Origin of the sequence: Amycolatopsis sp. NBC_00355, from assembly GCF_036104975.1 — a bacterium.
GTDB lineage: Bacteria > Actinomycetota > Actinomycetes > Mycobacteriales > Pseudonocardiaceae > Amycolatopsis.
In genome coordinates this window covers 3,144,282-3,169,052 of the sequence record NZ_CP107982.1, presented here as the reverse complement: position 1 = coordinate 3,169,052, position 24,771 = coordinate 3,144,282, and the positions used below count along the sequence as shown (strand labels likewise).

General features: G+C 67.0%; 26 protein-coding genes. 11 read left to right on the top strand and 15 right to left on the bottom strand.

The annotated features are described in order from the left end of the window. The 10 genes from OHS18_RS13395 to OHS18_RS13350 all read right to left on the bottom strand — a co-directional run bounded on the left by OHS18_RS13395 (position 1) and on the right by OHS18_RS13350 (position 8,298). A complete protein-coding gene (locus OHS18_RS13395; RefSeq protein WP_328617232.1) occupies positions 1-1,698 on the bottom strand; it encodes an alpha/beta hydrolase in 1,698 nt (565 codons plus the stop codon). Further along, positions 1,698-2,015, bottom strand: coding sequence for a DUF6317 family protein (locus tag OHS18_RS13390; protein WP_328617231.1), 318 nt, complete (start codon positions 2,013-2,015; stop codon positions 1,698-1,700). Before OHS18_RS13390 ends, OHS18_RS13395 begins: the two co-directional genes overlap by 1 nt. Before the next feature lie 368 nt (positions 2,016-2,383). After that, positions 2,384-3,403 (bottom strand): Scr1 family TA system antitoxin-like transcriptional regulator, encoded by a 1,020-nt coding sequence (locus tag OHS18_RS13385; RefSeq protein WP_328617230.1) that lies wholly within the window; start codon positions 3,401-3,403, stop codon positions 2,384-2,386. Between the two features lie 573 nt (positions 3,404-3,976). Then, the gene (locus OHS18_RS13380; RefSeq protein ID WP_328617229.1) at positions 3,977-4,249 is read right to left on the bottom strand and encodes a hypothetical protein; all 273 of its coding nucleotides are present in this window, start codon (positions 4,247-4,249) and stop codon (positions 3,977-3,979) included. Positions 4,250-4,273: 24 nt separating this feature from the next. Beyond that, positions 4,274-4,714 (bottom strand): hypothetical protein, encoded by a 441-nt coding sequence (locus tag OHS18_RS13375; protein WP_328617228.1) that lies wholly within the window; start codon positions 4,712-4,714, stop codon positions 4,274-4,276. Positions 4,715-4,758: 44 nt separating this feature from the next. Next, the gene (locus tag OHS18_RS13370; RefSeq protein ID WP_328617227.1) at positions 4,759-4,995 is read right to left on the bottom strand and encodes a hypothetical protein; all 237 of its coding nucleotides are present in this window, start codon (positions 4,993-4,995) and stop codon (positions 4,759-4,761) included. Between the two features lie 705 nt (positions 4,996-5,700). After that, complete coding sequence (locus OHS18_RS13365) at positions 5,701-6,648, bottom strand: SAM-dependent methyltransferase (RefSeq protein ID WP_328617226.1); 948 nt, start codon at positions 6,646-6,648, stop codon at positions 5,701-5,703. Positions 6,649-6,961: 313 nt separating this feature from the next. After that, positions 6,962-7,246, bottom strand: coding sequence for a helix-turn-helix domain-containing protein (locus tag OHS18_RS13360; RefSeq protein ID WP_328617225.1), 285 nt, complete (start codon positions 7,244-7,246; stop codon positions 6,962-6,964). 180 nt (positions 7,247-7,426) lie between these two features. Beyond that, on the bottom strand, positions 7,427-7,753 hold the full coding sequence (locus tag OHS18_RS13355; RefSeq protein WP_328617224.1) for a hypothetical protein: 327 nt from the start codon (positions 7,751-7,753) through the stop codon (positions 7,427-7,429). 146 nt (positions 7,754-7,899) lie between these two features. Continuing rightward, complete coding sequence (locus tag OHS18_RS13350; RefSeq protein WP_328617223.1) at positions 7,900-8,298, bottom strand: hypothetical protein; 399 nt, start codon at positions 8,296-8,298, stop codon at positions 7,900-7,902. A 353-nt stretch (positions 8,299-8,651) separates the two neighbouring features. Between OHS18_RS13350 and OHS18_RS13345 the strand changes: the two genes are divergently transcribed. Beyond that, on the top strand, positions 8,652-10,094 hold the full coding sequence (locus OHS18_RS13345) for a helix-turn-helix domain-containing protein (protein WP_328617222.1): 1,443 nt from the start codon (positions 8,652-8,654) through the stop codon (positions 10,092-10,094). A gap of 14 nt (positions 10,095-10,108) precedes the next feature. On the opposite strand, the gene OHS18_RS13340 is transcribed toward OHS18_RS13345, so the two are convergent. Then, entirely contained in the window at positions 10,109-10,930 is an 822-nt protein-coding gene (locus OHS18_RS13340) for an alpha/beta hydrolase (protein WP_328617221.1), read from the bottom strand. Positions 10,931-11,774: 844 nt separating this feature from the next. Here OHS18_RS13340 and OHS18_RS13335 point away from each other — a divergent pair. The 7 genes from OHS18_RS13335 (at position 11,775) to OHS18_RS13305 (ending at position 16,242) form a co-directional block, all read left to right on the top strand. Further along, positions 11,775-11,897 (top strand): hypothetical protein, encoded by a 123-nt coding sequence (locus OHS18_RS13335; RefSeq protein ID WP_328617220.1) that lies wholly within the window; start codon positions 11,775-11,777, stop codon positions 11,895-11,897. Between the two features lie 141 nt (positions 11,898-12,038). After that, complete coding sequence (locus OHS18_RS13330; RefSeq protein ID WP_328617219.1) at positions 12,039-13,718, top strand: asparagine synthase; 1,680 nt, start codon at positions 12,039-12,041, stop codon at positions 13,716-13,718. A gap of 6 nt (positions 13,719-13,724) precedes the next feature. After that, positions 13,725-14,465 carry a class I SAM-dependent methyltransferase gene (locus OHS18_RS13325; protein ID WP_328617218.1) on the top strand — a complete coding sequence of 247 codons (741 nt, stop codon included), beginning with the start codon at positions 13,725-13,727 and terminating at the stop codon, positions 14,463-14,465. A 31-nt stretch (positions 14,466-14,496) separates the two neighbouring features. After that, positions 14,497-14,961: an NUDIX hydrolase gene (locus OHS18_RS13320; protein WP_328617217.1), complete on the top strand. Its 465-nt coding sequence runs from the start codon at positions 14,497-14,499 to the stop codon at positions 14,959-14,961. 269 nt (positions 14,962-15,230) lie between these two features. Beyond that, a complete protein-coding gene (locus tag OHS18_RS13315; RefSeq protein WP_328617216.1) occupies positions 15,231-15,596 on the top strand; it encodes a hypothetical protein in 366 nt (121 codons plus the stop codon). 149 nt (positions 15,597-15,745) lie between these two features. Continuing rightward, entirely contained in the window at positions 15,746-15,946 is a 201-nt protein-coding gene (locus tag OHS18_RS13310; protein ID WP_328617215.1) for a hypothetical protein, read from the top strand. A gap of 14 nt (positions 15,947-15,960) precedes the next feature. Beyond that, positions 15,961-16,242, top strand: coding sequence for a hypothetical protein (locus OHS18_RS13305; protein ID WP_328617214.1), 282 nt, complete (start codon positions 15,961-15,963; stop codon positions 16,240-16,242). A gap of 453 nt (positions 16,243-16,695) precedes the next feature. On the opposite strand, the gene OHS18_RS13300 is transcribed toward OHS18_RS13305, so the two are convergent. Further along, entirely contained in the window at positions 16,696-16,824 is a 129-nt protein-coding gene (locus tag OHS18_RS13300) for a hypothetical protein (RefSeq protein ID WP_328617213.1), read from the bottom strand. 289 nt (positions 16,825-17,113) lie between these two features. Between OHS18_RS13300 and OHS18_RS13295 the strand changes: the two genes are divergently transcribed. From OHS18_RS13295 to OHS18_RS13285, 3 genes are all read left to right on the top strand, one after another. Next, positions 17,114-17,821 carry a hypothetical protein gene (locus OHS18_RS13295; protein WP_328617212.1) on the top strand — a complete coding sequence of 236 codons (708 nt, stop codon included), beginning with the start codon at positions 17,114-17,116 and terminating at the stop codon, positions 17,819-17,821. After that, positions 17,818-19,398, top strand: a complete 1,581-nt coding sequence (locus OHS18_RS13290; protein WP_328617211.1) for a DNA polymerase Y family protein — start codon at positions 17,818-17,820, stop codon at positions 19,396-19,398. The genes OHS18_RS13295 and OHS18_RS13290 overlap by 4 nt, the downstream gene beginning before the upstream one ends. Before the next feature lie 126 nt (positions 19,399-19,524). Further along, on the top strand, positions 19,525-20,007 hold the full coding sequence (locus OHS18_RS13285) for a hypothetical protein (RefSeq protein WP_328617210.1): 483 nt from the start codon (positions 19,525-19,527) through the stop codon (positions 20,005-20,007). Positions 20,008-20,561: 554 nt separating this feature from the next. Here the strand turns inward: OHS18_RS13285 and OHS18_RS13280 are convergent. From OHS18_RS13280 to OHS18_RS13270, 3 genes are all read right to left on the bottom strand, one after another. After that, positions 20,562-23,009 (bottom strand): tetratricopeptide repeat protein, encoded by a 2,448-nt coding sequence (locus OHS18_RS13280; protein ID WP_328617209.1) that lies wholly within the window; start codon positions 23,007-23,009, stop codon positions 20,562-20,564. A gap of 47 nt (positions 23,010-23,056) precedes the next feature. After that, a complete protein-coding gene (locus OHS18_RS13275; RefSeq protein WP_328617208.1) occupies positions 23,057-23,506 on the bottom strand; it encodes a hypothetical protein in 450 nt (149 codons plus the stop codon). Between the two features lie 110 nt (positions 23,507-23,616). After that, positions 23,617-24,612: a pentapeptide repeat-containing protein gene (locus OHS18_RS13270; RefSeq protein WP_328617207.1), complete on the bottom strand. Its 996-nt coding sequence runs from the start codon at positions 24,610-24,612 to the stop codon at positions 23,617-23,619. Between the last annotated feature and the right edge of the window lie 159 nt (positions 24,613-24,771).

Genomic DNA, 24,771 nt, shown 5'->3' with positions numbered 1-24,771 from the left:
CTAGTGGGCGGGGACGGTGAGCTGTGGCTTGCCGGCGACGATCGCGGCGATGTTGTGCTTGCTGGTGCTGTCGACACCTTCGGGTGTAGTGCGGGTGTATTCGCTGTGTCCGTGCGACGCGGCGAGCGGGGTGCCGTCCGGTCCGGTGGCCGCGTCGGCGGACAACTGTGTCATCCCGTCCATCGCGTACGGAGCTCGACCGTAGCGCCAGGTCTCGGGCACCCACTGGGCGACGGGGTCGCCGTCGGCTTTGATGTTGTAGGTGTGGCCTTCGGGGACTTTGAGGTCGGCGGCGGTGTTGTCGATCCCGAAGTGGTCCGCGACGCCGGGGGAGCCGAACACGACGGCGTCGTCGACTCCGGTGCCGCCGTGGGTCAGGCTGACGCCGGTCACGATGGAGCCTTGGGAGTGCCCGAGTGCGGTGAAGTGCGGGTCGGTCGGGCGGGAGGCGTTGATGCCTTGGTCGAACTTCGCGAGCTTGTCCCCGCCGACGTCGGCATTCTCGCCGGTGATCAAGCCGACCAAAGAGTTCGAGTCGTCGAAGCTGGACGGTTCGTACCCGATCCAGGTGACGGTGGCGACGTTCGACATGTCGCCGGCGCGGCGCAGCATGTCTTCGGCGCTGTGGCGGACGCCTTGCATGTCGTTGACGTAGCCGTTCATGTTGCCCTCGACGGTGGAGTTCATGCCGGGGGTGAACACGGCGACGTGTTGGGCGGTGTCGACGTTCCCGTTGGCGATCGCGGCCTTCGGGTGGTCGCCGGTCATGTCCAGCGACATCAGCTGCCGGTTGGTGTTGAGGCTCCCGTCGGGGTTGTGCATCATCCCGGTGATCGAGTCGAGGGCTTTGAGCCGCTCTTCGACGCGGACGATCTCGTCAGTGTCGCCGTTGGTGCGCTTGAGCCGGTCGAGGTCGGCGGTGAAGGTGCGCTTCTCCTGGTCGAGCAGGTTCAGGTTGGCTGTGCTGCGGTCGGCGGCTTTGACGCCGTCGCGGTTGCCGACCCAGTCCGGGTGCTCGGCGATCAGGCGTTGCCGTTGCCCGTCGGAGAGGGCGGCCCACCAGGCGGCGTTCATCGACGGGTCGGCGTCGACCGGTGGGGGAGCGAGGATCGAGAGGGCCGCGTTGGCGGCGCCGGAGTTGCCGGCCGCAGCGAGGCTGGTGTTCTCGTTGTCGTTGGAGGTGGCGTCGATGACGTGCCCGGACTGGATCTTGTCTAGGACCGCGCACAGCTCGTTGTCGATGTCGGTGGCTTGCCGCAGGACCTCTTCGACGCGGTCTTTGAGTTCTTCGGCGAGGCGGGTGCGTTCTTCGGCTACGAGCTGTTGTTGTTCGGCCGGCACCCCGGTGACGCCGTTGTCGATGACGGCGCCGTCGGCGGCGATGGTGAAGTGGTTGCTCGCGGCGATCGCTTCGGCTTCCTTGGCGCCGTTCTGGACGCCGGAGATCGCGTCGCTGGTGTCGGCGGCCGCGCGGCGCAGGGCGGCGATGTCGGCGGCGTATTCCTCGAGGCCGTCGATGATCTGGTTCACCTCGCCGGTGGCGGCGCTGGCGGCGTTGCCGTGCCAGCCGTCGGGGGTGTTGATGTCGCGCAGGTCGTCGGAGCAGGCGACCAGTTTGTTGTAGGCGGCGTTGATCGCGCCGACGGCGTTCTGTAGCGCGGCCGGGTTCCAGCGGGTGGCCTCGGCCCAGGTGACCATCAGGTGGCCTTCACCGGGCCCGGCGGGCGGGTGGTGAGGTCGGCCGCGGCTGCGGACTCCTGGTGGGCGTAGCGGTCGGCTGCTTGGGCCATGTTGCCGGCGTGGGTGTCGAGCCGGGTTTCGAACCCGGTCTCGCGTTGCACGAGAGCGTGTTTGACCTGGGCCATCGTCAGCGCTGCTCGTGACCCCGGCATCCCCAGGTCACCTGTGGGCACCGTGGCTGCGCAGTCGGCGCCTCGCAGCCCCTCTGCTACGTGCGCGGCAGCTTGGCCGGTGCTGCGGATGTTGTCGATCACCACCTGGTAGCCCGAGCTCACAACGCCTCCCCGTCGTTGGTAACCACCCGGTCACACTACGACAGCAACACGGCGGCGCTCAACCCGTACGGGCTGTTGTGAGCTGCGGAAACAGTGATTCACGAGGTTCTACCTGCACATAAGTAGGTAGATCTACTCGTGCCCTTCCGGCCCGACTGAGTCACTCTCCGGCGGTGGCTGGGGACGCGAGTGGCGGGCGAGCTGTTCGAGCCGGCTGATCAGCTCGCGGGTACGTGGCGGGACGGTCCCGTCGGCTACGGCCTGCCGGAGGATGGCTGCGGCCTGCTCCAGGTCCTGGCCTGCCGGGCCGAGGCTCGCGTCGTCGCCGGAGCGCTCCGCAGCTGTGTCATCCGCAGAGCCGCCGGCGGTCATCGGGGTCCCCCGTTCGTGGCCGAGTCGGTGGTCGACGACGTCGCGACCCCCGGAGTCGACGTGGCCGAGGTCGGGTCGGGGTTTGCCGGTGCGTGGTCGGAGACGGAGCCGCCTGGGCAAGCGGCAGGCGTGGCGTCGTCGGTGTTCGCAGCGGCGGACGTCGTGCCGGCTCTGTCGTCGCGTGTTGTGCCGCTGGGCGGGGCGTCAGTCACAGTCACAGAATGATCGAGGAGCCACTTTGAGATGCGGTGGTGGTGCGCCAAGGGGCTGCGGTGCGCGAAGTAGCTGCTGGCGTGGTTGTGGTGCACGGCGATGGCGAGAACGATCGTGCCGTCACGGAAGAGGGTGAATGGATTGCCCGCGGCGGGCCCGCACTCGGCCGCGGGGACGATCTTGATGGTGAGTTTTGGCCGGTGGGCCAGTGCTGTGAGGTAGGTGAGTTGATCTGTGCGCAGCTGTGGCGGGCAGGCGTCGAGTGCGGTGTCGGCGAGGATGAATGTGTAGTGCCGTTGCAGGTCGCCGAGGTTGGCGCGGCGTGTGGCGGCGACCTTGGATTGTGCGTCGGCTAGTTCGAGGTCGGCGAGGGGGTGGTCGAGCAGGTGGAGATCGTGCGCGGGGGTGCGCAGGAGGTCAGGGATGAGTGTCGGTGCCCATTGGAAGACGTGGGTGGCGAGGTGTTCGTAGTGCCAGGCGAGGGCGGCGTGGTCGTGTGGGCGGGCGTCGATGTAGCCGGGTTGGCCGGCATATCCGGCCAGGTCGAGGATGGTTCTGGTGGTGGCGTTGTCGACGCGCAGGATGCCGAGTAGCCGAGCGAAGATGACGATTGGCGGCGTGCTTTTGCCGGTTTCCCAGCTGGAGAGCTGAGATGGGTTGATGTCGGCTGCGGCGGCCAGTCGGCGCAGGCTGAATTTGCGAGCTCGGCGAAGTTGTCGTAGCGCGATGCTTGTGGCGAGCGAGGGTGGTGGCTGGCTGGTCTTTTTGCTTTGGCGTGGGTACTGGATGGGCTGCAACGACACGGCTATATCTCCGGATGTTCGGGTAGCGGTCAGGGCAGGTCGCGGAGTCCATTGAGGACTCGCTGTATGACGTTGTGCCGTGGGGGTGGCAGAGGGATCGTTCCGGGACGGGCCGGGGGTATGTCGAGGTCGCGGGTGCGTGCGGGCAGCTGGGATGGTGAGACCGGCGACCGGTGGTGGTCGGGTGAGGTGTCCAACGAGGTTCCTTGCTGACTCGGGGAGGGACTGTGTTCCTTGATCACCGGAAGGAGTGGTGCCGGCTGGTCGGTGTGGTGGTCGGATCACGGCTGCGATGAGCGGCGACCGTGCGGCAAGCGCCGCGGTCTTTGGGTTTCCGTTGCGAGGCGGCGGATCCAGCTGCGAACGGTGTGTTCGGGCAAGCCGGTCCGCTCGGCGACCTGGAACCACGGCACTCTGCGGGCCCGCAGCTCCATCACTTCCCAGACGCGGTATGGGGTGCGCTCATACCGCGGCAGCGGCAGGTCGAAGTCTTTTGCCGTGAGCGGTCGGGGTCGCCAGTCAGGATCGGGGATGTCGTCCTTTGTCGAGCTGGTGTGCTGGGCGTTGACGTAGTCACCAATTGTCGGCCACCGTCGACCGATCTGAGGTGGTCTCGTCTGATACTGGTGTGTGTACATGGTGGACATCCGGATGTCGTTCCTTTCTGAGCTGGCGCAACCCGGTCACGAACAGGGCAACGCCCCACGCGACATCCGCCCCGGCCGACACCCACGCGGCGGCGGTGCCGTACGCCGGCTTCCACCGGTCGAAGACCATGACGATGAGGGGAATGACGAGCGCCGCGACGCACGGGACTCCGATGGCATCGACGAGGACTTTTCCCATGGTGGCGGGTTCCCGGTCTGGCATTCAGCGCTCGGGTGGGCTGATGTCGAACAGTGACGCGATCAGTGTCGTGTCGCGTCCGAGGAAGTCTCGGACCTGGTGCCACACGTGTTCGGCGCGTACCCAGTTCTGATGTTCGTGCCGCGGGATGGTGCCGTCGTCGCCTGGGGCGAGGTTTTCTTCGAGGTAGGCGTCGAAGGACAGTTGTCCGTCGCCGGCGTCGCGCGCCAACAGGAAGATGGCCCAGTCCCAGTCGACTGATGTCTGGCCGGGGTTGGTATCGAGCAGCCACGCGAGTGCGCGGTGTGTGCCGTCGTCGTCCCGTCGTTGCATCCGTAAGGCCCACTGCCGGCGGACGTGGTCGCCGCGCTGGAAGGTCCCCAATTCCCAGGAGGTGCAGCGGATGCGGTGCCGAGTGGCGAAGTCCAGCCCGAGGAAGTCGTCGTCTGTGGCGTCATCGGTCATCGGAGGCGGCGAGACCCGGTGGTGGCGTAGTGAGGTGGGGTGGGTCATGCGGGCCTGCCGGATGAGCGGGGGGCTGCCGGGCTTGGCTCGGGGATGAGTTCCACGGTCGGCCAGAGGGGGACCATGGCCGCGGCATAGAGCCACGTTCGGATGGGTAGTCGTCGAGAGGCCTGCAGTGGTGCCGCCAATTGGGTGCGGGCGTCACGCAGCACGCTGCGGGCGGTGTAGATACCGATGGCCGGGTACGGGGCGCAGATCAGCAGGGTGAACAGAAAGTCCATGAAGAGAATCGTTTCGTGAAGGTGGCAGCCAGACAGCGGACGGTCAGCGGCAGGGGAGGACGGCCTTGACGGCGAGGGTCGGCCAACCGGCGAAGGTGATGCGTCGCTGCCGACACGCCGGCGGCCGGAGACGAGTCAGGGATGGCCACCGCGGGGCGGACTGGGGTGGTAGGCCGGTCCCTGTCGGGCTAGGGACGATGTCCGGTCGGGACCGACGTCTGTGGGAGTGGCCACGTCGCGTGGCCACAGCGTCGGTCAGGTCGCCGGTGTGCTGGCCCCGTCGTGGGCACGGCGGGACTTACCAGGGGCCGGCTGAGGAGAAGGGCGACCACCATTCCCTCGCGGTGGGACGAGGAGTGCGGGCCCGGGGATATCGACGCATGTGGAGTGGCAACGGAATTCTCCCTGTGCAGTAGTAATTTTGTGCAGGTAGTACGTGTGATCTTCGAGTTTCGGCGTCTGCGCGGGCGCTGGGCGGGCAGATCAGCTGCCTGCGGTGAGCCCGCCGGATGAGCCGCGCACCGCAGAGCCAAGGGGCGGTCCCTGCGGTGCGCGGTGATGACTGGCCACCCCCCGGGTGACCGGTCGATCCGGGCTACCGATGTCGTCGCACAGGTAGCTGCTTTTCGTACGAGGACACTGCCTCCGGATTCCTGCCCGCCCGGTGATATCGGGAAGTGAGCGGTCAGGAAGTCATCGCGTCTCTTATGGACGCCAGGGCGGCTCCGGCAGGTCGTCGTCAGAGCCCGGCTTCTGGGCGAGGACTGCGGCGTTGAAGTGTCCGCACGCCGGCGGGTCCTGCAGTGGCCCATCGGGGTACCAGGTGAATGCCGGGACGATCCCGGGTGGCAGCACCGTCGTGCCGTGGACCATCATCTCGATCTGGGCCTGTGTGGCGAGGCTTCCGTTGCCGGGCCCGAGAAAACGCAGGGCGTCTTCGAATTCGCGTGCCTTCGCGGCGAGGTCGGGATGCTCGGGCATAAACAGGTGCGTCATGGCCAGGAATGCCCCGGTCGGCAGTCGGGCGAGATGGTCTTGCGTCACCTGGGCGGCCTCAGCGCGGCTGCCGCTGTGAAACGACATCACCCCGCCCAGCAGCAGCGCCACACGGTCGTGGTCGGAGATCAGGCCCGGGTTTTCGCTGGCGGCGTTGTAGAGGGTGTCCCACATAGCGGTGGGGTCCAAAGGATCGGCGTTGACGACGTGGACGCCTTCACCTTCGTTGGCGAGTGTGCGCAGGTGGGCGAGGGTCAGCGGGTCGTGTTCGGCGTAGATGACGGTCGCCGGGGCGGTGGTGTGCGTGCGGTTGCGGTTGTTCGCCTCGCTGCGGCGGATGACGGAGTGCAGGTCGGCGTCTCCGCTGATGTGGGGCAGGCCCGCGCCGGCGACGACGACGCTGTTGACGCCCTGGTGGGCGACGAGGTAGGCGGCGACGCGGTCGAGGAACCTGCGTTCGGACCGGAACACGAACCCTGCGCCCGGCACGCGGGCGTTGAGCCGGAGAGCGGCTTCGCGTTCGGTGCGGTGGGCGAATTTGACGCAGGGGAGGACTTTGCCGTCGCTGTTGCGCGCTTCGCGGAAGGCGTCGTGGAGGTAGGAGAGGTTGACCGTGTTGTGGTCGATCCCGTGCGGCTTCCACCACGGAGCCGTCACGTGGGACTGGGCAGTGGCTGCCGGCCGGTCGTGGGCGTCCGGGGGAGCTGCGCGCGGGAGTGGTGCGGTGAGCTGGTGCTCCTTGCCGGTGTCGGTGTGTCCGCCGGCGGGGGCGCTGGGTGTCTGTGTCATGGGTTCGTGGGTTTCCGATGGTGAACAGCGTGGTCAGCTGGTTGGTGGTGAGCTGGAGCTCGGCCGTGAGCGATGTGACGTCGTGCAGGCTCGGGTGCTGGAGCCGGGGCGTGCCGCGTCGTCGTTGCTCACGAGCCCACGGGGCAAGTGGGCGGAGCGCGGGCAGCTGGGAGGTGGCGAGCTAGTCGAGGTCGAGGGTCAGGCCCGGGTCCCAGGAGATGCGGTGTTGGGCGCGCAGCAGCAGCTCGGATGGCCGGATCACATACAGCTGCCCGGCCAGCTCCAGGTATCCCACGGTGACCGACCTCGTTGCCTTCTCCCAGGTGCGGAGCGTGCTGGGCGTCAGGGCGCTGTCGGAGCTGGCGGCCACATCTTGGCGGGACCAGCCCCGCCCCTCGCGCAGGGTCCGTAGTTCCGCCCCGAGGGCGTGGGTGAGTTCGCCGGTGCTGGTGTCGGTCTTCGCCATCGAAGTGTTCCCGTGCTAGCTGAAGTGGATGGTCGGTGAACGGGTCGTCCCGATCACGGGTCGGCCAGTGCCGGGCCGCGTAGCGCAGCCGCATGGTGGCCGTGCGCGAGTCGAGATGATCGTGCAGCGGCCGCGCGCGGACAGTGCTCCACCAGTAGGTCTCGGGACGCGCACCGTCGGTCACGGGCATGGTGGCTCCGCGGTGCCGGGGTGTGTGGTCGGCTCGTTGGCTGGGTCGGTGTCGGCGGCGTCGTCGCGGCATCGCGGTGTCTCGCAGGTCACGGCGGCTGAGGTGCCGCGGTAGCGCGGACGGCGTGAGCGGGCCGCCTCGACGATGCCGCGGCGAGACTCGGCTGACGTGCAGGCGGGTGCGAGGACGCCGGTGGCGTCGAACGTCGCGCGGTCGGTGCGGTGGATCCGCGGCTGGTTGGTCGATGGCGCCTTCAGAACGGTCGCTGTCGGCCGGCTGGCCGTCGGTGCCGTCATGCTGCGGCCCTGCGCTTCCATCGGTGTTCACGCTCCGCGTCGGGGGTGGGTTGGTGGATGCGCCTCGACCGCCCGGAATCGGGGAGTTCGCGTGCGGTCGAGGCGCGCGGACCGGACGGGAGGGATAAGGCACGTCGCCTGTCCGGGCCGAGATTCGGGGTTGTTCACTATCGAGGTATGGGCTCGTCGGGGTCCTCTGGCGGATCGAGGTTCTCAGCCGTTTCCAGGCGGAGGGAAAGTGTGCGCAGAGCTGCTTCGAGGCTCTGGTACATGGGGACGAGGTGAATCGGTGTGATTAGGCCGGGGTCGTCCCAGCCCTCCAGGAACGCCGTCAGCCTCGCCTGCGCGTACTTCAACGCACGCGCTTCCTCCGATGACGCACGAACTCGCCGCAGTGCACGGCCGATGATCGCGGCGACATTCTGAAGCTGCACGCGCGCCTGCTCTTCGGAGGTGTCGTCGCGCCAGCGGATCTCCGGCAGGGCAACGAGAGCTTGCCGGGCCTGAAGGACGGCCAACCGTCGTCGCGCGCGGCGGCGCGCCCAGGGCGAGATCACGGCGTCCACAACCTGTGACCTGAGCCTGTCGGGAGGTGAGGTGTGAACGGGCTGCTTGGCCCCGGCAGCCCGACCGACTGGTGCGGGATGTCGAGGGCCATGTCGAAGTTGCCTCCTTACGTAGGTTTGCGCCACCCAGGTGGGCGGGATCGCGGCTTAGGAGAGGAGGCGTTCCAAAATGAAACGTGTCCGGCTCCTGCCCGCCAGCTGGGACAACCAGCTGTCGGGGTGCCGTAAGGACCATGGAACGGTCTGGCCGGGGTCGCCAGGGCACAAACGGGACCGAATCTGACCTGACCTTGTACTGGGTAAGCTGACCTGCGGTAATATCATGAACTCAGGGTGTAACCAGAGGGGTGATCATGGGCGGACGGCGGTTCGGCTTTATCCGGGCACGCAAGGCGGCCTGCTTCACGCAGGAGTCGCTCGCTCACGCCCTGAACTTGGATCCCACGACGGTGGGTCATTGGGAGCGCGGGCGGACCGAGCCTCTGGTCTACAAGCGTCCGAAACTGGCCAAGCTGCTGAAGGTGTCTCTGGCCGAGCTTGAGGACCTGCTGGCCGAGGGCACACCTCGCGAGACGGTGCAGTCGGTCCCTGTCGTCCAGCGCAACGCGCCAAGCACGACAACGAGGACCACGCCGCGTGGCGGCTTGTTGCTTCCGGTTATGGTGAATGGACGGCCCGTACTGGTGCCGCTGGACGGGACTACCGTCGCCGCCAGCGAGCTGGGGCCGCATCTGCCTCTTGCTCTCGTCGCTGGGGACGAGGCCGACCTTCCAGCGGATCAAACCGCCGAATGGGACACCATGAGTCCACTCAGTCGTCGCTCGCTGCTCAAGCACGGCATACCCACTACGGTCCTACCAGCCCTCGGTCTTGATGACCTTCAACGCGTCTCTGAGGCCATGGCCGATGCGCGCCGCCACTTCGACCGGCCGGTGCTCGAATACTTCAGCCGCCAGTTGGCCGCGTGCAAGGCCGATGACGGCACGCTCGGACCGGCGAAAACCTTGCCGATCGTGCTCGGGGTGGCGGGCGCGATTGAAGAGCACGCTCGCGACGTCAAGCCGGCGATTCGGCGTGACCTGCTCAGGCTCGGTGCCGAGAGTGCCGAGTTCGCGGGCTGGCTGTATCGCGACGTGCGTGACTTCGGTCGGACCTTGTACTGGTACGACCGAGCAATGGAATGGGCGCAGGAGGCAGGCGACCCGGCCATGCAGGGGTACGTCCTGCTAAAGAAGGCGCAACTTGCGTTCGACGAACGCGAACCGCGGCGGATGCTCAGTCTGTCGCAGGCTGTGCAACGTGGACCCTGGACCCTTCCGAACCGCGTTCAAGCCGAATCGGTGCAGCAGGAAGCGCGAGCGGAAGTCATGCTGGGCGCGACTGCGGACGCTGTGGCGTCGAAGCTCGACGAGGCTCGTCAGCTCCTGGGCGCTCGCGACGACCGAGACTGCTCGCTGGGAGCGCACTACAACGACACGCTGCTGACCATGCAGACTGCGATCTGCTACACCGAGGCCGGGGCACCACGACGCGCCGTGGAACTGTACGACGAGTCACTGGTGGAAGACCGATTCTCGCCGCGTGACTACGGGTTCTTCTTGTCGCTGCGAGCCGGTTCCCTGGCGCTGGCCGGAGAGCCCGACGAGGCCGCCCGAACCGGTGTCGAGTCGGCCGCCCGAGCCGACAGCACCAGCTCCCGACGTACGAAACAGGAGCTGGTGCGCGTGCTGGAATACCTGCGACCGTGGGCCAACCGTCCAGTCGTCATGCAGCTGGGTGAGGTTGTTGCCACCTAGTCAGGCGGAGAACATCAGCTGGCTGTCAACCAGTTGCGGACCGCGGCAATGACTTCGGCCTGCCAGGCTTGGCTCTGTGGATTGGCGTAAGTCGGGTCCTCGTGCACGGCGAAGCCGTGCTGCGCTCCCTCGACCTCAAGCAACTGATGAGGGGCCGTCAGGCGGCGATCCGCGTCCCGAGATGACTCGATCGGGATGAAGGTGTCCCTGGTGCCGTGTACGACGAGCGTGGGCGCTTTGATGTCGGCCAGAGCGCCGCGGGCATCCAGCCAGAACACCTCATTGAGCAAGGCCCGGCTCAGCTTGAAGCTCGGTGAGTGCGGCAAGAAGCTGTGCTTAGCCAGGGCACGAGCAGCCTCTTCGGTCAGGTAGTCGTCCTGCCAGAAGTCCTTTTGGTCCACGAATCGCTGCTTGTAGTCCAGCAGGGGGTTGAACAGAACCAACCGCTCGACGTCAGCCTGACGTCGAGCGGCGTAATAGGCAGCAAGACCACCCGAGAAGCTGGCCGCCACAAGCGACGCCACATCTGTCCCGGTCTCCTGACAAATATGGGCCCGTGCCGCTCGGATCGCGTTCAGGACCCCGGCTAGGGACAACTCCTCTTGACGGCCTTCGCTCTCGCCGTGGCCGGGAAGATCGAAACGAAGGGAGGCCACGCCACCATCGGCCAGGCCGGAGGCCAACCGTGTGAAGAAGCCCGCCTCATGACGAGTGACACCACCACCGTGCACGAGTACGACAGCGTGATTGCTTTGGCCTTCCGGCTGAACCAGCGTGCCCACGAGGCCGAGGCCATCTAGTGACCGGACGGTGACGTCGATGCTGCGTGCGCTCATGACTTGATTCTAGAGATCTGGACGCTGACCGTTGTGGGGGCCAGGTTTAGCGCATGGGCTTAGCGACTCCTGCGTGAATCAGGCCTTCTTACAGGCCCCGACGAGTCCCAACCGCTGCCGCTCACGATCACTCTCTGGGTACACCTGAGTTCGACTCATTACCGCAGGTCAGGCCACCCAATGCAAGATTGGGTCAGATTCGGTCCGGTTTGTGCTCTGGTGGAGCCGGTGAGATCGCCCCATCGTCTCTATGGCACTCCGGCGATCGATTTCACCGCTCCGCCCGGCGACGCTCGGCGTATCCCACCTCGGACCGACCGAGGTCGTCGCTGACTTCAACGTGGTCTCGGCTGCCAAGTGCTTCAGATCCGACTAGGAACGAGGACGGCGATGGCGGGTCACATCACTCATCACAGTCGGCGACGACCGTTGGAGCTGGTGCCGCGATGCTGGCGTCGTGGTCAGCCACTCGAGCCCGTGACCGAACCACGAGTGCCGGAGCCTGTTCAGTTGTATTCACTGATCACCTTGACGCTTCAGGCGCACGAACCGGGCGCGATTGACTGCACCTGGTGTGGGCACGTGTGGCCGTGCTCGTCCGTGCTTCAGGCGTACCGGCTACGAGAGGGGTTCTAGATGCCGGGCATGGCACCCAAGGTCGTGATGTCGGCCGGCGTGTAGCCGCTCAGAAGATGACCGTCAGATCCGCGACGGAGTCGGTTGAAGACCGGTCCCGCGAACAACCGAGAGCTCCTGGCTCCGTCGCTTCACCACGGCCGCTGGTCAAGGACCTGATCGTGTTCGACCAGCGGGGCACTTCAACACAGGTGGGAAGGAGGAATCCATGAAGATCGACGAGCTGTTCCAGGGTGATCTGGTGCTCGGTGTCCCGACCGTCGAGGCGCAGACGCACCGGAAGATGCCGGGTGACGCCGACGGCAACAACCAGGGCGACCACTGCGCCTGACGCGGGACCGCGATCCCGGGAGCGGGTGTACCCGACGCCCGCCCCCGGCTGGCATCTCGAAATTGCGGAGCAGTGCGACTACGGGCGCCGAATGGTTGACCGCCCGGCATCTCCTGTCTATGGATACCACTCAGCATCGACGTGGCGAACCAGATCGAGGGGCCGGCGGTGAGGCTCGATCTCGCTGTCACCACCTCGCAGCGCGAACTGTCGAACGAAGGGCTGCTCATGCTGTCATTCCGGCTATACCTTACCGATATCGACACTTCCTGCTGGTCCTGGACGACCGACCGGTGGGTGTGTGGCAGGAGCTGGATCAAGCCTTTGGCCAACCCGACGTTGGTGAGCCAGCTGGCGTGCGATCAGAGCGGACGGGCGAGCCTGTTCGTGCGCGAGTGCAATGACGGGATCCAACGACCGCGTGTTGAGCCCGCCACGCAAACGCTGTCGAATGCCGGCAGCCTGATCAGCGGGATGAGCGGGTGGCAGGTCGACTTTGTGACCGTGGAGCTTCAGCCCGGGGCGATTCGGATCGCGGTCGGCGAACACGGCACAGCACCCCTATACCTGGCGACCGGCCGCGGCATGCTGGCCGGATCGTGGAACTTGCCCGAGCTGCGGGAGTTCTTCGATCCTAGTGACCTGCTCGAACGTGCTGTCGTCCGTGCGCTGACCCGCCAGCCCCGGTACACCAGCGACACGCTCTTCCGAGGGGTCAAGCAGCTCACTGAGCGCGCGATGGCGACGTTCACGCGCCACGGTCTCGAGATCGCCTATCCCGAACCAGCCCACCACGTGTTGGCCGCACGCCAACCCCGCGCAGGCGTCGACCTCGTAGCTGCGTTCCACGAACTGCTGACGGTCGTGACCACAGCGGTCGCTGCGGGTCCCGGCGACGTCGGTGTCGAGCTGTCCGGCGGAGCCGACTCAGCGAACGTAGCCCTGGCGGTCTCAACCGTTCGGGACGATGCGGTTCGCAGCTACGGCCTGGTCGTCGACGGAAAAGTCGGGATGCAGCAGCGCATACGGCGGGACGTTCTTGTTCGCCGGCTCGGCTTCACCGACGTCGCGATCAGCGCTGGGGTCCACCCGCCGTTTGCGCCGGACGGAGTTCGCGCGCTGGGTTTACCGCACGATCCTTGCTCTGCCTACTACCGAGAGGCGTTTGATCGGATGCGGGACGTCGTCGCAGAGCACGAGACGCGTGTGATTTTCACCGGTCTCGGCGGAGACGAACTCAACGCACTTCACCCGCACGAGCGGCCAGGAGACTCGACGCCAGCTGAGTACCACAGCATCCCTTGGCTGGGCTCCAGAGTGCACGCCGCCATGGCCGATGTGGACACGAACCTCGCGCCCGTTTCGGCAGTCCCTTTGCCCACCCTGATGGCCTTCCGCCTGCACCACCCGGCCTACCTCGCGGCCGGGATCTGGCCGAAAGCGCCGCTCGCGCATCCGATGATCGGCCGTTTCGCCGAGCAACTCCCACTTGAGCTGCGCAAGGGCAAATCCCTGTTCCGGGAGCGTCTGCGTCGAGCCGGCTTCGCCAACGAGATCGCCGACCCGCGCCGGCCGGAGAACTTCCGGGCCTTGATGCAGCACGGCCTGCGTCGGTACGGCATGCCGATGCTCGAACGCATGCTGGAAGAATCGACCTTGACCGATGCGGGGTACCTGGACCGGCGAGCACTTCACGCGGCGTGGCAGGCCGCGAAAACGGCCGAACCGATCCCGTCGATACTCTGCGACGCAATCGCCGTCGAACGTGGCGTCCAGACACTGCGCAACGCGGCACACCCCGCCGCCGCAACGATAGACTGAGCGGATATGGAACTCACTGAATCCAATCTCTTCTACCGCCATCCACAGCTGTACGACCAGGTGCAGGCAGACCCTCAGCACACAGCTGCGACAACCTGCGAAGAACTCGTCGACACCTTCGGGCCGGCCAACGCCCGAACACTCGTGGATTTCGGCTGCGGGACCGGCCGTGACCTCGACCGCCTCGCGAAACGGTTCGACTGCATGGGAGTCGATGCCCTTCCCCCCATGGTCGACTACGCTGCCCGTGAACGTCCGCACTTGGACATCCGCCAAGGAGATGTCCGCTCCTGGCGGCTCGGGCGAACAGTCGACGTGATCACCGCCCTGGGCAATCTGCTGTCCTACCTTCACGACAACACCGACCTGCAGCAGGCGTTTGACACGTTTGCAACACATGCCCACCCTGGCACATTGCTGATCCTGGACACACCGATCGCGCCGATCGAGGCCGAGAAGCCCACCGGCAGTCGCGTCGACACAGCTGACCTGCACGCTGACGTCACCATCACCTACACATGGGACTTGCGGACACAGATCAACACCATGCACCGGCATTGGCGACACGATGACGGTCGGGAGGAACACGACGAGATCCCTCGACGCATCCTCGGACCCCGCGAACTGGAACTCTACGCTGCCGCAACAGGATTTACGATGCTGGACATCGTCGATCACCGAGGACGCCGCGACGCCGACCTCGTAGGCCCCTCGGCCTATATCGTCGCACGATTGGTTCACCCGTAAGTGTCGCCGGTCGATTCAGGAGGATGTAGCGATGCCCTACACCAGCTTCGTTGACGTCCTGATCATCCTTGAATGTGACGGGCAGATCCTGCTCGCCCAACGCGAAGGCACCGGATACGCCGACGGCCAGTGGAACCTGCCCTCGGGCAAGCTCGAAGAGGGCGAGGACATGATCGCCGCCATCATCCGCGAAGCTCGCGAAGAAATCGCGATCGAGGTGGACCGCGAAGACCTGGAGATGGTCACCGCGGTCCACTGCCGCAACCCCGAAGGCCAAGCGCGGGTCGGGTTCTTCTTACGCGCCCGACGATGGCGAGGAGAGCCACGCAACGCCGAACCACACAAGTGCTCGCAGATCGCCTGGTTCCCGACGAACGCGCTACCGGACAACACCGTGCCCTACACCCATGCTGGTGTGGAGCTCTATCTGCGTGACGAGCGGTTCGGCCTGCAGGGTTGGCCCCATCCGGTCGTGTCTGTCGTTGCCGGCCAATAGCCCATTGTGGCCGTGAGCGATGGCGCACGACCGAGCACTGCACCCTTCACCGCCGTCCGCAACACCGTCATCTCCTAGCGCCGCACCACCGGCACAGCCATCAGCCGTCACCCGATCAATGCGACGTGGTCGAAACATACCTGCTCACTGCCAGGTCCTGGCCTTGGTGCGCGAGCGGCGGATCAGCCACACCCGCGCCCCCGGCTTCTTCGTCGCCGACGCGGCGCTAGGTTTCTGGCTGGTCGGTCACACATGACCTGCGTGCTGCCATGACCGAGGTCGTCCGCGACGCGCGCCAGTACCTGGCTGTCGTGAGATCGCGCTCCCGCGACGCGGCCTACCTTGAGACCATCGAAGCCGTGCTGGTGCAGCGACCCGAGCTGGTGCTCTACGGGGTGTTGTTCGGCCCCCCACGTCACCAGGTCCTCAAGGGCCACCTGTTGCGGCTGGTGAACCTCCGTGATCCACACGACCGGGGCCTCGGGCCGAAGACGCTGCACATCGGCATTGTTGAGGACGACCCCGAAACCCCGGAACGCTTCTTCTGCGCCTCGGAGTCCTCCGCCGTCGTGCCAATTCCGTCGCTGACCTCGTCCGAGGCGTTCGACTCCGGGTGCTGTTCGAAGCGGCCGTAGCCGACCGGCTGATCGACTACGCGCGGCAGGTCTACGCCGGCGGCCGCCGGGTCGAGAGTGACCAGGCCGCGCGTGACCTGCCGACCGTGCGAAGCTAGACGCCAGAAGCGACGCCCAGAGCAGAGCGTGGGTGGAAGGAGGTGCCGGTCGTGAATGTGATCAACCAGGTCGGTGAGCACGACGTGCTGGCCGCGGCCCGCCAGGACCACGAGTCGGTCATCGCCTTGACCCGCGAGCTGGTCATCATCCCCAGTCGAGGCGGCATTGACCCCTACGAGCCGGTGCTCAACCAGCTGAGCGGCTGGCTGAACGAACGCAACCTGCCCACCACGGTGCAGATTCTACTTTAGACTTTGAGCAGATAATGGAAGAGATTGACGAAGGTGTTGCGAAGTTGAATCTTGAGGCGGCGAGAATCAAGAAGTCGAGACTTATCCAACGTGCAACAACTTCAACCTTTCCTCTCAGTCTCGGCGTTGCAACACTCTTCCCCGGGGTCACGTCGGCAACTATTGTCGGATTTGTCGGGGCCTACAAAATTATTGAACTCTTGCGTGAACATATCGAAATCAAGAAGTCAGACATTTCAATGCGTAAAAGCGAGTTCTTTATTCCGTTTGTGCTGCGATCAAACGATCGTTCCTGAGTTGACTGGAAGGGCATCTCGAGTCCGTAGTCAGTGCTCCATCATTCGCTGCAATGAGGATATCCGTTCATGCTGCGAGGCGCTTGCTTCCAGTAGTCATAGCAGCTCAGGTAGCGACGGGCCAGCCGTTGACTGTCAACCCAAAGTCGGGTTCCGCAATCCGGTCGCGGACTGATAGGCAATCGGGTCCGTGACTTCCGGCAGTCCAGCGTGCGGAAGCGGCTCCCGCGGACTCCCCGCCATGCTCCGGGCCAGCGGACTTCACCGCCCCCGAGGAGATCTGGCGCAGCGCGGTCTTCGTTCTTGCCGAGCGCTGGCGCACACGGAACGTCTCGGTTCTGCGATGGACTTGATGATCTCGCTCGCCAGGCAGGCGAACTTCAGTGCCGGTGCCAGAGTCCTTCGGTCACTGCTACCGGGTTCCGTAGGATTGCCCTCCAGGAATTTGCGAACCTACGAGGTTTCATCCAGCTTGTATTCGTAGGCCCACTCGGGTCCGCTGCGCAGGCGACCGCCGTCGGCCTTGGCCAGCATCGGCTCCACCCACGCCGGGACTCGCGATGCGCCGTCTTGACCGGCCATGCGGAGCCTCCGTCCCGACGCCAACGGTGTGCTCCGACGGTAACCCGATCAGCCCAGCCCTGCTGTGTTTGTACTGGTCAACGACCCTGATCGGCGACCCTCGGTGTCGTGCCGACTGCGCTGCGCCGATCTTCCTCGCCTGAGTGAGTGACATCGAGTGGCGTGACTTGACAGACCGGCGCCACTCTCGCATCCACCGAACAGGTGTTCGAGGAGAGTGGTCGGGTTCGCCCGCGCGTGATGCGCAGGTGTCTCCGGTGCGGGCTCGTGGTGCTGGAGGTGAGCGGCAATGGCAGTACCGGAAGCGCTTGCGGAGCTGACCGCGATCGCCGGTGTCCGCACGGCCTCGCAGCTGCGGCAACCCAGCTCCGACCAGACGGGTCCGGCCGAGGCGCTTCCGGTGCTGTCGACCGTGGCCGGCTTGCTGCCCGGCGGTGGGCTGCGACGGGGGAGCACGGTGTCGGTGCTGGGGTCGACGTCGCTGGTGCTGGCGTTGCTGGCCGAAGCGACCCAGACGGGGTCGTGGGCCGCGATCGCCGGCATGCCCGACCTCGGGCTGGTCGCGGCCGCGGAACTCGGCGTCGACCTGGACCGGATCGCGCTGATCCCCGACCCGGGCCCGGAGCTGGTGGCGGTGCTCTCGGCGCTCGTCGACGGCTTCGACCTGGTCGTGCTGGGCCAGACGGTGTGCCGTGGGGCGCCGCCGCAGCTGGTGCGGCGGCTGGCCGGACGCTTGCGCACCCGGGGCGCCGTGCTGCTCACCGCCGGGCCCTGGCCCGGCGCCGACGTCGAACTGCGCCTGTCCGGCCACACCTGGCGCGGCACCTCCCCGGATGGCCACGGCTATCTGCAGGCGTGCGACGTGGTGGTCAGTAGCCGCGGCCGTGGCGCCGCCACTCGTCCGCACTCGATGCCTTTGCAGCTGCCGGGCGCGGGCGGAGCTGTCGCCGCGAGCGAACCCCGCGCCACCCGGCCCTTGGTGGAGGTGGCCGGGTGAACGACGCTCCGCGCCTGCTGGTGCTGTGGTGTCCTGACTGGCCGGTCGTCGCTGCCGGCGCCGCTACGGGAACGCCACCGTTGGTCCCGGCGGCGGTGTTCTCGGCGAACCGGGTCGTGGCGTGCTCCGCCGCGGCCCGCCGTGGAGGTGTCGGGCGCGGGATGCGGCGCCGCGACGCCCAATCCCGATGCCCGGGGCTGGTGGTGCGCCAGCACGACCCGGATCGGGATGCCAGGGTGTTCGGGCCGGTCGCGGCCGCGGTCGAGCAGCACGCGGTCGGTGTCGAGGTGGTGCGGCCCGGCATTATCGCGGTCCCGGTCGGCGGGGCAGCTGCCTACTTCGGCGGTGAGGAGGCGCTGGCGGAGCGGCTGCTGGATGAGGTGTCGGCGAACGCGGGGGTGGAGTGTCAGGTCGGGATCGCTGATGGCCTGTTCGCCGCGACCCTCGCCGCTCGCCGTGCTGCCTTTGTCGTGCCGGGTGGTTCGGCGGAGTTTCTGGCGCCGTTGCCGGTCGGGGAGCTGGATCAGCCGGGGGAGGAGCGCGGGGAGCTGGTCGGGTTGCTGGGCCGGCTCGGGTTGCGGACGTTGGGGGCGTTCGCGGCGGTCGCGGAGCGGGACGTCGCCGGGCGGTTCGGGTGGGATGCGATCCTCGCGCATCGGCTGGCGCGGGGGTTGTCGCAGCGGCCGCCGTTGCGGCGGGCGCTGCCGCCGGAGTTGGAGGTGGTGGAGGAGTTCGAGACGCCGTTGGAGCGGATCGATGAGGCGGCGTTCATCGCGAAGACGCTGGGGGAGCGGTTCTTCTCCGGCCTGGCCCGGCACGGGATGGCGTGTATGCGGTTGGCGATCGTGGCGGTGACCGAGTCCGGTGAGGAGCGGGTGCGGGTGTGGCGGTGCGCGGAACCGCTGACCGCGCGGGCGACGGCGGATCGGGTCCGGTGGCAGTGCGAAGGCTGGCTTATCGCAGCCCCGGGGGATCGGCCGAACTCCGGCATCATCCGGCTGCGGCTGGTGCCGGAAGAGCTGGTCGGGGGAGAGGCCCTGCAGCTGCAGCTGGGAGCGATGGGCCGCGACGCCGACGCCGCAGAACGTGCGGGCCGGGCGATGGTCCGGATCCAAGGCCTGCTCGGCCCCGAAGCCGTACTCACCCCGCTGCTGGACGGTGGCCGCACCCCAGCCGACCGCGCACGGCTCATTCCCTGGGGAGATCCCCGGGCTACCCTGACCGCGAACGCGCCGTGGCCAGGGCGACTCCCCGCGCCATCTCCATCGACCACCCCCCGACGCAGCATCCAGGCCGCGGTCCGCGACTCCGGTGGTCGCATCGTCGGGTGCACGTCTCGAGGCGAGCTGACTGAGCCGCCGGCGACGGTCGTGGTCGGCGACGAGTCAGCGTTGCCGGTGATCAGCTGGGCCGGTCCTTGGCTGTACCGTCCCGCCCCGCAGGTCGGGAATCCGACGGGGGTGGCTCGGGTGCAGGTAGTCGTCGCCGACGCGGCCGCCGATCGGGACAGAGCACTGATCTTGGCCGTCACGCTCGGCCAAACGCCACAGTGGATAGTCGAGGGGATCTACGACTGACCGGCCCGAAACCGTCCGATGGCTGCACCCGTTCGGGTGGTTGCCCGAGGTTTGCCCTGTTGTGTGACCGGTCTTCCCGACACTGGAGGTCAGATCAGGACGAGCCGGAGGCGAACGGGGGACATCGTGGGCGTACTGCTGAGACCGACCCCGAACATGGGCGCCTGGGTCGTCGAGATGTTCACCGACCGCACGTGCCTTCGCCGGAGGGCGCCCGCCGACACCACAGCCTCCGGCGCAGGCGCAGCCAGGTCTGCCGATGCCGCGCAGGACGACGTCACGCTGCCCGAGCTAGACATCGATGCGGTGTCTCCCGATCGAGGCTTCGGGTTCGAGAGCGCTGACCTCGAACCGGTGATCGCCACCCTCGACCAAGTCCTCGACGACCCCCTGTACCTCGACTACATCGGACGGATCAACGTCGACCTCGGTCGATGGATAGCCCCGCACGCCGAGGACGGCTGGATCACGATCGACGGCCCAGTCGTCGACGCCGCCACCAGGGTCCATGACCGCACGGTTGAGCTGAGCTACGTCCACGTCGCTGAACTGCGGCTGAAGTTGGTGGACTTCGCTGACGCGCTTGCAGCCGACGACACCGCGTGGTGACCGACAGAGCGGGCGCGCGACACGAGCTGAGAACGCTCGGAGGGCAGCGAAACGAACGCCGCAGGCGGCGCCGCCTGACCACTTGGCTGCGGAGGTTTCGTCCGGCACCGCTTGTTGGCGAGTTCTGACACCGCCGGGCACGTGTCGGTGCCGTGGATGTTGGTTGCAGGCGCGCTCACCGCGGACGCTAGCACGCCCAGGATCAGGCCTGTGATGCCGCCGACGACATCAACCTCGGCACCACCTGTCCGCCCCGTGTCCCTGGCGCGACGAAGATCTGCTTGCGCGGTGCCTAATTGATCTTCCCGCACCACCTCGCGGGCCTCTCAGTGTTCGCTGCTGAAGAACCGTAGCAACTGTGGGCCGATGGTCTGTGGGTCGACGACGTGATCCGGCCCGTCGAGGGTCTCCCGTTGAGCGTGGGGTAGTAGGTCTGCAAGCATCCAACTCCTTCAGCTTGCGGCCAGGGCCTCCTCGTCGAGTCACGGTAATCCGCCTCGATCCATTCTGCGGCTCGACTCTCCGATATCCACGACGATTCGCTGACGACCTCCCTATGGAAGACCGTTCAGCCAGTCTCGGACGGTCTTCTCAAGCTCACGATCCGCGCACTCGCTCAAAGCGGCCAGCGCCTTGCGGCCGGTGGCCTTGGCATCGTCCACCCGGTGCAGGTTCTCTAGCGCGAGACCGAGGTAGTACAGCACGGACCCTTCGGTGCGCGCATCACCGTCCAGCCGAGAAAAAGCCGAGGAAGCCCGTAGCACGGCCTCGGCCTCGTAGAACCGCCCAGCCTGCAGCAAGGTGGTGCCGAGGTCACCGAGGAGCCGGCCTTGGTAGTCGCTGTCACCGACCTTCCCGCAGAGGGCGATGGCCTGATGCTGCACCGACAGTGCTTCGTCGAACCGGCCCACCGCCCGCAACGAAAGCGCGAGATTGCCCAGCGCCCGCGCTTCCCGGTGAAGGTCGCCGACTTGCCGGTAGAGCAGCGCAGCGTCCCGCTGCGCTGCCAAGGCGTCATCGAACTGCCCGAGCTGCCGGTACACGTCCCCCAGGTTGGTTAGCGCCTGCGCCTCGATGGAGCTCTCCCGGGCCTGACGGCTCAGTGAGCTCGCCTGTTGGTGCGCCTCGATCGCTTCATCGAACCGCCCTCTCGCAGCGAGTACCAGCCCCAGATTGCTGAGCGCCTGCCCTTCGCCCCGGCGGAAACCGAGTGCACGGTTGATCGCGACGGCCTCTTCGTGCGCGGCCGCGGCTTCGTCGAACCGTCGCGCCGCGCGCAGTGCCAGACCGAGATTGTTCACCGCCGAGGCCGCACCGGGATCGTCTCCGGCCTCCCGGCAGATGGCCAAGCCGCTTTCGTGCGCGGCGATCGCGTCCCCGAACAGCCGTAGCTCTCGCAACACGAGGCCGAGGTTGCTCAGCACCGCTCCCTCCCGGCGCCGGTCACCGAGCTCCCGGAAGATATCGGCGGCCCGCCGGAGCACCGGAATCGCGGCATCGAAGCGCCGCCCGCTCTGCATCGCGGTTCCCAGGCTGTTCAACGCTGCGCCGGTCGCCGCCGGTATCCCAAGCCGCTCCGCGGCAGCAACCCCGCACCGGGCCACGATCTCCCAGTCGACGAGGTGGTGCCGTCGCTCGAGGTACCGGACCAGCGTCCCGGACAGCAACACGCACGTTTCGAAGTGATCGGTGGTCAGTGCCAAAGCGACGGTGGCCACGAGGTTGGCTCGCTCGGCGTCGAACCAGTCCAGCGCCTCCGCGCGCCCGGGAAACTCCTCGGGAAGCGGACGCTCTGGCACAGCCTGCAGGTGCCGGTTGGCAGCGGTCGCGATCACTCGGTAGTGCTCGAGCATGCGTCTTAGCGCGGTATCACGGCTTTCGGGATCGAGGTGGTCGCGGGCGTGCAGCCGGACGAGATCGTGCAGGAACCAGCGGCCGCCGTCCTGGCGCAGGAGGCTGGCGCGGCGAAGAGTCCGCAGGTCCGGCCGGACCTGCGCGACCGGCCGCCCGGCCAGCACAGCGGCCGTGGCGCTGGCGAAGTCCGGGCCCGGGTTGAGGCTCAGCAACGGCAACAGCGCGGCCGCTTCAGGCTCTCGGGTCGCTAGCCGCTGCCGGGAGAACTCGATGCAGGCGTCGACCACCTGGTCGCCGTATGCGACCCGGTGCACGCCGGGTCCGTCGGCCGCGGTCAGCTCCTCGACGAGCTCGGCGATCGGCAGGCCGAGGTCGTCGGCGAGGATGGACGCGGTGATCACCACGGCCAGCGGCACGGCACCGCACACGGCCACCAGCTCGGCTGCGGCGCGAGGCTCGCGGGCCGCGCGGAGATCGCCAGGATAGCGGTGGTCGAGGAAGTCGGAGAGCAGCTGCGCCGCTTCGTCCGCGGAGAGGACGTCGAGGTCAAGCCTGTGGGCGTACGGCAGGACGAGGAAGTCACGGGAGGTCACCACCGCCCGGTGCACCACGTGCCGGGGCAGCAGGTCCGCCACCTGCGAGCCGGCGGCGGCGTTGTCCAGCACCAGCAGCACCCGCTGCTGCTGCGCGCCGAGCTGGTCCAGGACTTGGTGGTACACAGTGGCCTGCTCATCCGGTGTACCCGGCACCTCGTCGCCAGCAACACCGAGAACCCGCAGCGCCGGCGCGAACACTTGCAGCGGCTGCACGTCGTCACCAAGGTCGTAGCCTCGCAGGTCGACGAACAGCACCCCGCCGGGGAACCAACCTCGCTCGGCGGCGATGGCCGCGGCGCGGCAGGCGAGGGCGGTCTTGCCGATACCGCCCATTCCCGCCACCACCACCGGCGCAGCCCCTTCCGATGTGAGGGCCAGCGCGTCCAGCAGCTGCTCGATCTGCGCATCTCTGCCGACGAACAGCTCGTGCCGAGCGTCCACACCGGCACTCAGCGCCGTCACCACGGCGGCTGTACCTGCCACGGAGGATTGGTGGACCGTCAGGTTCCCGGCCACGAAACCGGCGACGACACCGCCGGCTCCGGCGAGCACCCGCGGGACAGATGAATGAGCAGGGACCACCCCGGGCCTGGGTTGCTCTACGCCCCGTCCGGCTGCCGAGGGTCCGGTGTCTGCCCGAAGTTGACATCCCGGCCGACAGCTCCGATCGCGACACCGCCATTGTGAGCGGCCGCGCTGCCGGAAATGACCGTCCCGCCGGCGCCGGCGACCAAGCCGCCGTTCTGCCTGGCGTCCGCCAGGGCCGCCTCGAGTTCGGCGGCGAACTCGGCGTCGTGGTCGACCGCGTCCTCAATCGCCATGGTCACGCGCTGTCGTGTGCGGTCGCTGATCTCAGCGGACTCGGCTGCTTCCAGCTGCAGCCGCTCGACCGCCGAGTCCCTACCCAGCTTGCGCAGCAACACGTCGCGCAACCGCGCAGCGGAGGCGTCGACGACCTGGTCAACGGCTCCGTCCAGTTGGTTCCCCGCCCGGCGCGCTTTCCCTACCGCCCAGGCGATCAAGAACCCCACCGCCGCTTCCAGTGCCATCCCGAACCCCTCCCGGCACACCTGATGGGTGGTGCCAAGAGCAACATACCCGTCCGCGGACGCATCGTTCGGAACGTCACGGAGCTACCGATCGCTACGGCTGTGCTCCGTCACGTGTGTGGAATCGGTTCAGGAGTCGGGGGTGGGCAGATGTGGACTTCGCCTGCGGTAAGCGTGCTCTGGCAGTCGGTGATTCGCGTAACCACCCAAGGATCTTTGCGAAGAAGCGTCGGCAGAATTGTCGTGCTGTCGATCAGCGCGGTGGCCAGCTGGCTTGATGTTAGGCCTTCCGTGTCACCGAGGTGGGCGCCGCTCAGGTCCGCGCCGATCAGACAGGCGTTAACAAGCAATGCGTGACGTAGATCGGCTCGGTGCAGTTGCGCGCCACGGAGCCGCGCTTCACCCAGCATGGCACCCCGAAGATCTGCGTAGTTCATGATCGCGCCTGCGAGATCGGCTCCGCGTAGATCGGCCATACGCAAGTCCGCGCCGGTGAAGTAGACCCACGACAGTCGCGGCGGGTGATCAAACTCGTGCACCCGTATCGAGACACGTGGCAAGGAAGCATCGATCAGCATTGCGCGGTGCGGTTCCGGACGGTCGGGGCGACGAGCGATCACCGTCATTACAGTTTGGACGTCGACGGCCAAGCCTGCCGGTTCAGGCGGGTACACGGCTTGCGCGGGGTCCTGCCACGGCGGCAGGGCCTCGGAGTCGTCGGGAAGGGGTCGGACATTCGATCGAGTGCGGACGTAGCTGCACAGCAGCTCAAGGATGGCCGAGTGGTCGCGAGGTGACTCTCTCCAGACCTGTTCGAGCGCATAGATTCCGCCGAGACGTTCCTCTGAGGTTGCAGCGCCGAGTTGCGCGGTCGCCTTGTGGAACCGTTCGGTGACTTGGCCACGCCGTGCCAGTACGAACGATCGTGCAGTGAAGGCAGCTCCGCTGAGAGTCGCGGCGCCGGCGAGAGACAGTAGGACGGTTTGACGCACCGCGTTGAGGGCATCGGCTTGCTCCTTGCCTCGCAGGTTCCGCACGTTGTCGGTCGCGAGCCACCACGAGAGCGGCCCGAGAACAACCACGACGAAGCCGACGGCAGCGATCAACGATGCTGCGATGATCAGGACCGGCCGCCTCGTCGTTGTGGGTGTGCGGTAGCCCCGCCGGTGAGTTGGTAGGGCATCCGCGTGTGTACGGCACATGATCCGCGGAACTTTCATCGATTGCCCCCGAGAACCGGCCTTCCGCCTGTTGCGCTCCTGGCT

Excerpts from the sequence above, each read along its gene's own strand:
- OHS18_RS13340 (WP_328617221.1), bottom strand. The coding sequence starts at position 10,930 with ATGAGCGCACGCAGCATCGACGTCACCGTCCGGTCACTAGATGGCCTC.
- OHS18_RS13355 (WP_328617224.1), bottom strand. The coding sequence starts at position 7,753 with ATGGAAGCGCAGGGCCGCAGCATGACGGCACCGACGGCCAGCCGGCCG.
- OHS18_RS13305 (WP_328617214.1), top strand. The coding sequence starts at position 15,961 with ATGGAAGAGATTGACGAAGGTGTTGCGAAGTTGAATCTTGAGGCGGCG.
- OHS18_RS13345 (WP_328617222.1), top strand. The coding sequence starts at position 8,652 with ATGGGCGGACGGCGGTTCGGCTTTATCCGGGCACGCAAGGCGGCCTGC.
- OHS18_RS13300 (WP_328617213.1), bottom strand. The coding sequence starts at position 16,824 with ATGGCCGGTCAAGACGGCGCATCGCGAGTCCCGGCGTGGGTGGAGCCG.
- OHS18_RS13360 (WP_328617225.1), bottom strand. The coding sequence starts at position 7,246 with ATGGCGAAGACCGACACCAGCACCGGCGAACTCACCCACGCCCTCGGG.
- OHS18_RS13275 (WP_328617208.1), bottom strand. The coding sequence starts at position 23,506 with ATGGCACTGGAAGCGGCGGTGGGGTTCTTGATCGCCTGGGCGGTAGGG.
- OHS18_RS13335 (WP_328617220.1), top strand. The coding sequence starts at position 11,775 with ATGAAGATCGACGAGCTGTTCCAGGGTGATCTGGTGCTCGGTGTCCCG.
- OHS18_RS13295 (WP_328617212.1), top strand. The coding sequence starts at position 17,114 with ATGGCAGTACCGGAAGCGCTTGCGGAGCTGACCGCGATCGCCGGTGTC.
- OHS18_RS13395 (WP_328617232.1), bottom strand. The coding sequence starts at position 1,698 with ATGGTCACCTGGGCCGAGGCCACCCGCTGGAACCCGGCCGCGCTACAG.
- OHS18_RS13315 (WP_328617216.1), top strand. The coding sequence starts at position 15,231 with ATGACCGAGGTCGTCCGCGACGCGCGCCAGTACCTGGCTGTCGTGAGA.
- OHS18_RS13320 (WP_328617217.1), top strand. The coding sequence starts at position 14,497 with ATGCCCTACACCAGCTTCGTTGACGTCCTGATCATCCTTGAATGTGAC.
- OHS18_RS13375 (WP_328617228.1), bottom strand. The coding sequence starts at position 4,714 with ATGACCGATGACGCCACAGACGACGACTTCCTCGGGCTGGACTTCGCC.
- OHS18_RS13370 (WP_328617227.1), bottom strand. The coding sequence starts at position 4,995 with ATGGACTTTCTGTTCACCCTGCTGATCTGCGCCCCGTACCCGGCCATC.
- OHS18_RS13380 (WP_328617229.1), bottom strand. The coding sequence starts at position 4,249 with ATGGGAAAAGTCCTCGTCGATGCCATCGGAGTCCCGTGCGTCGCGGCG.
- OHS18_RS13325 (WP_328617218.1), top strand. The coding sequence starts at position 13,725 with ATGGAACTCACTGAATCCAATCTCTTCTACCGCCATCCACAGCTGTAC.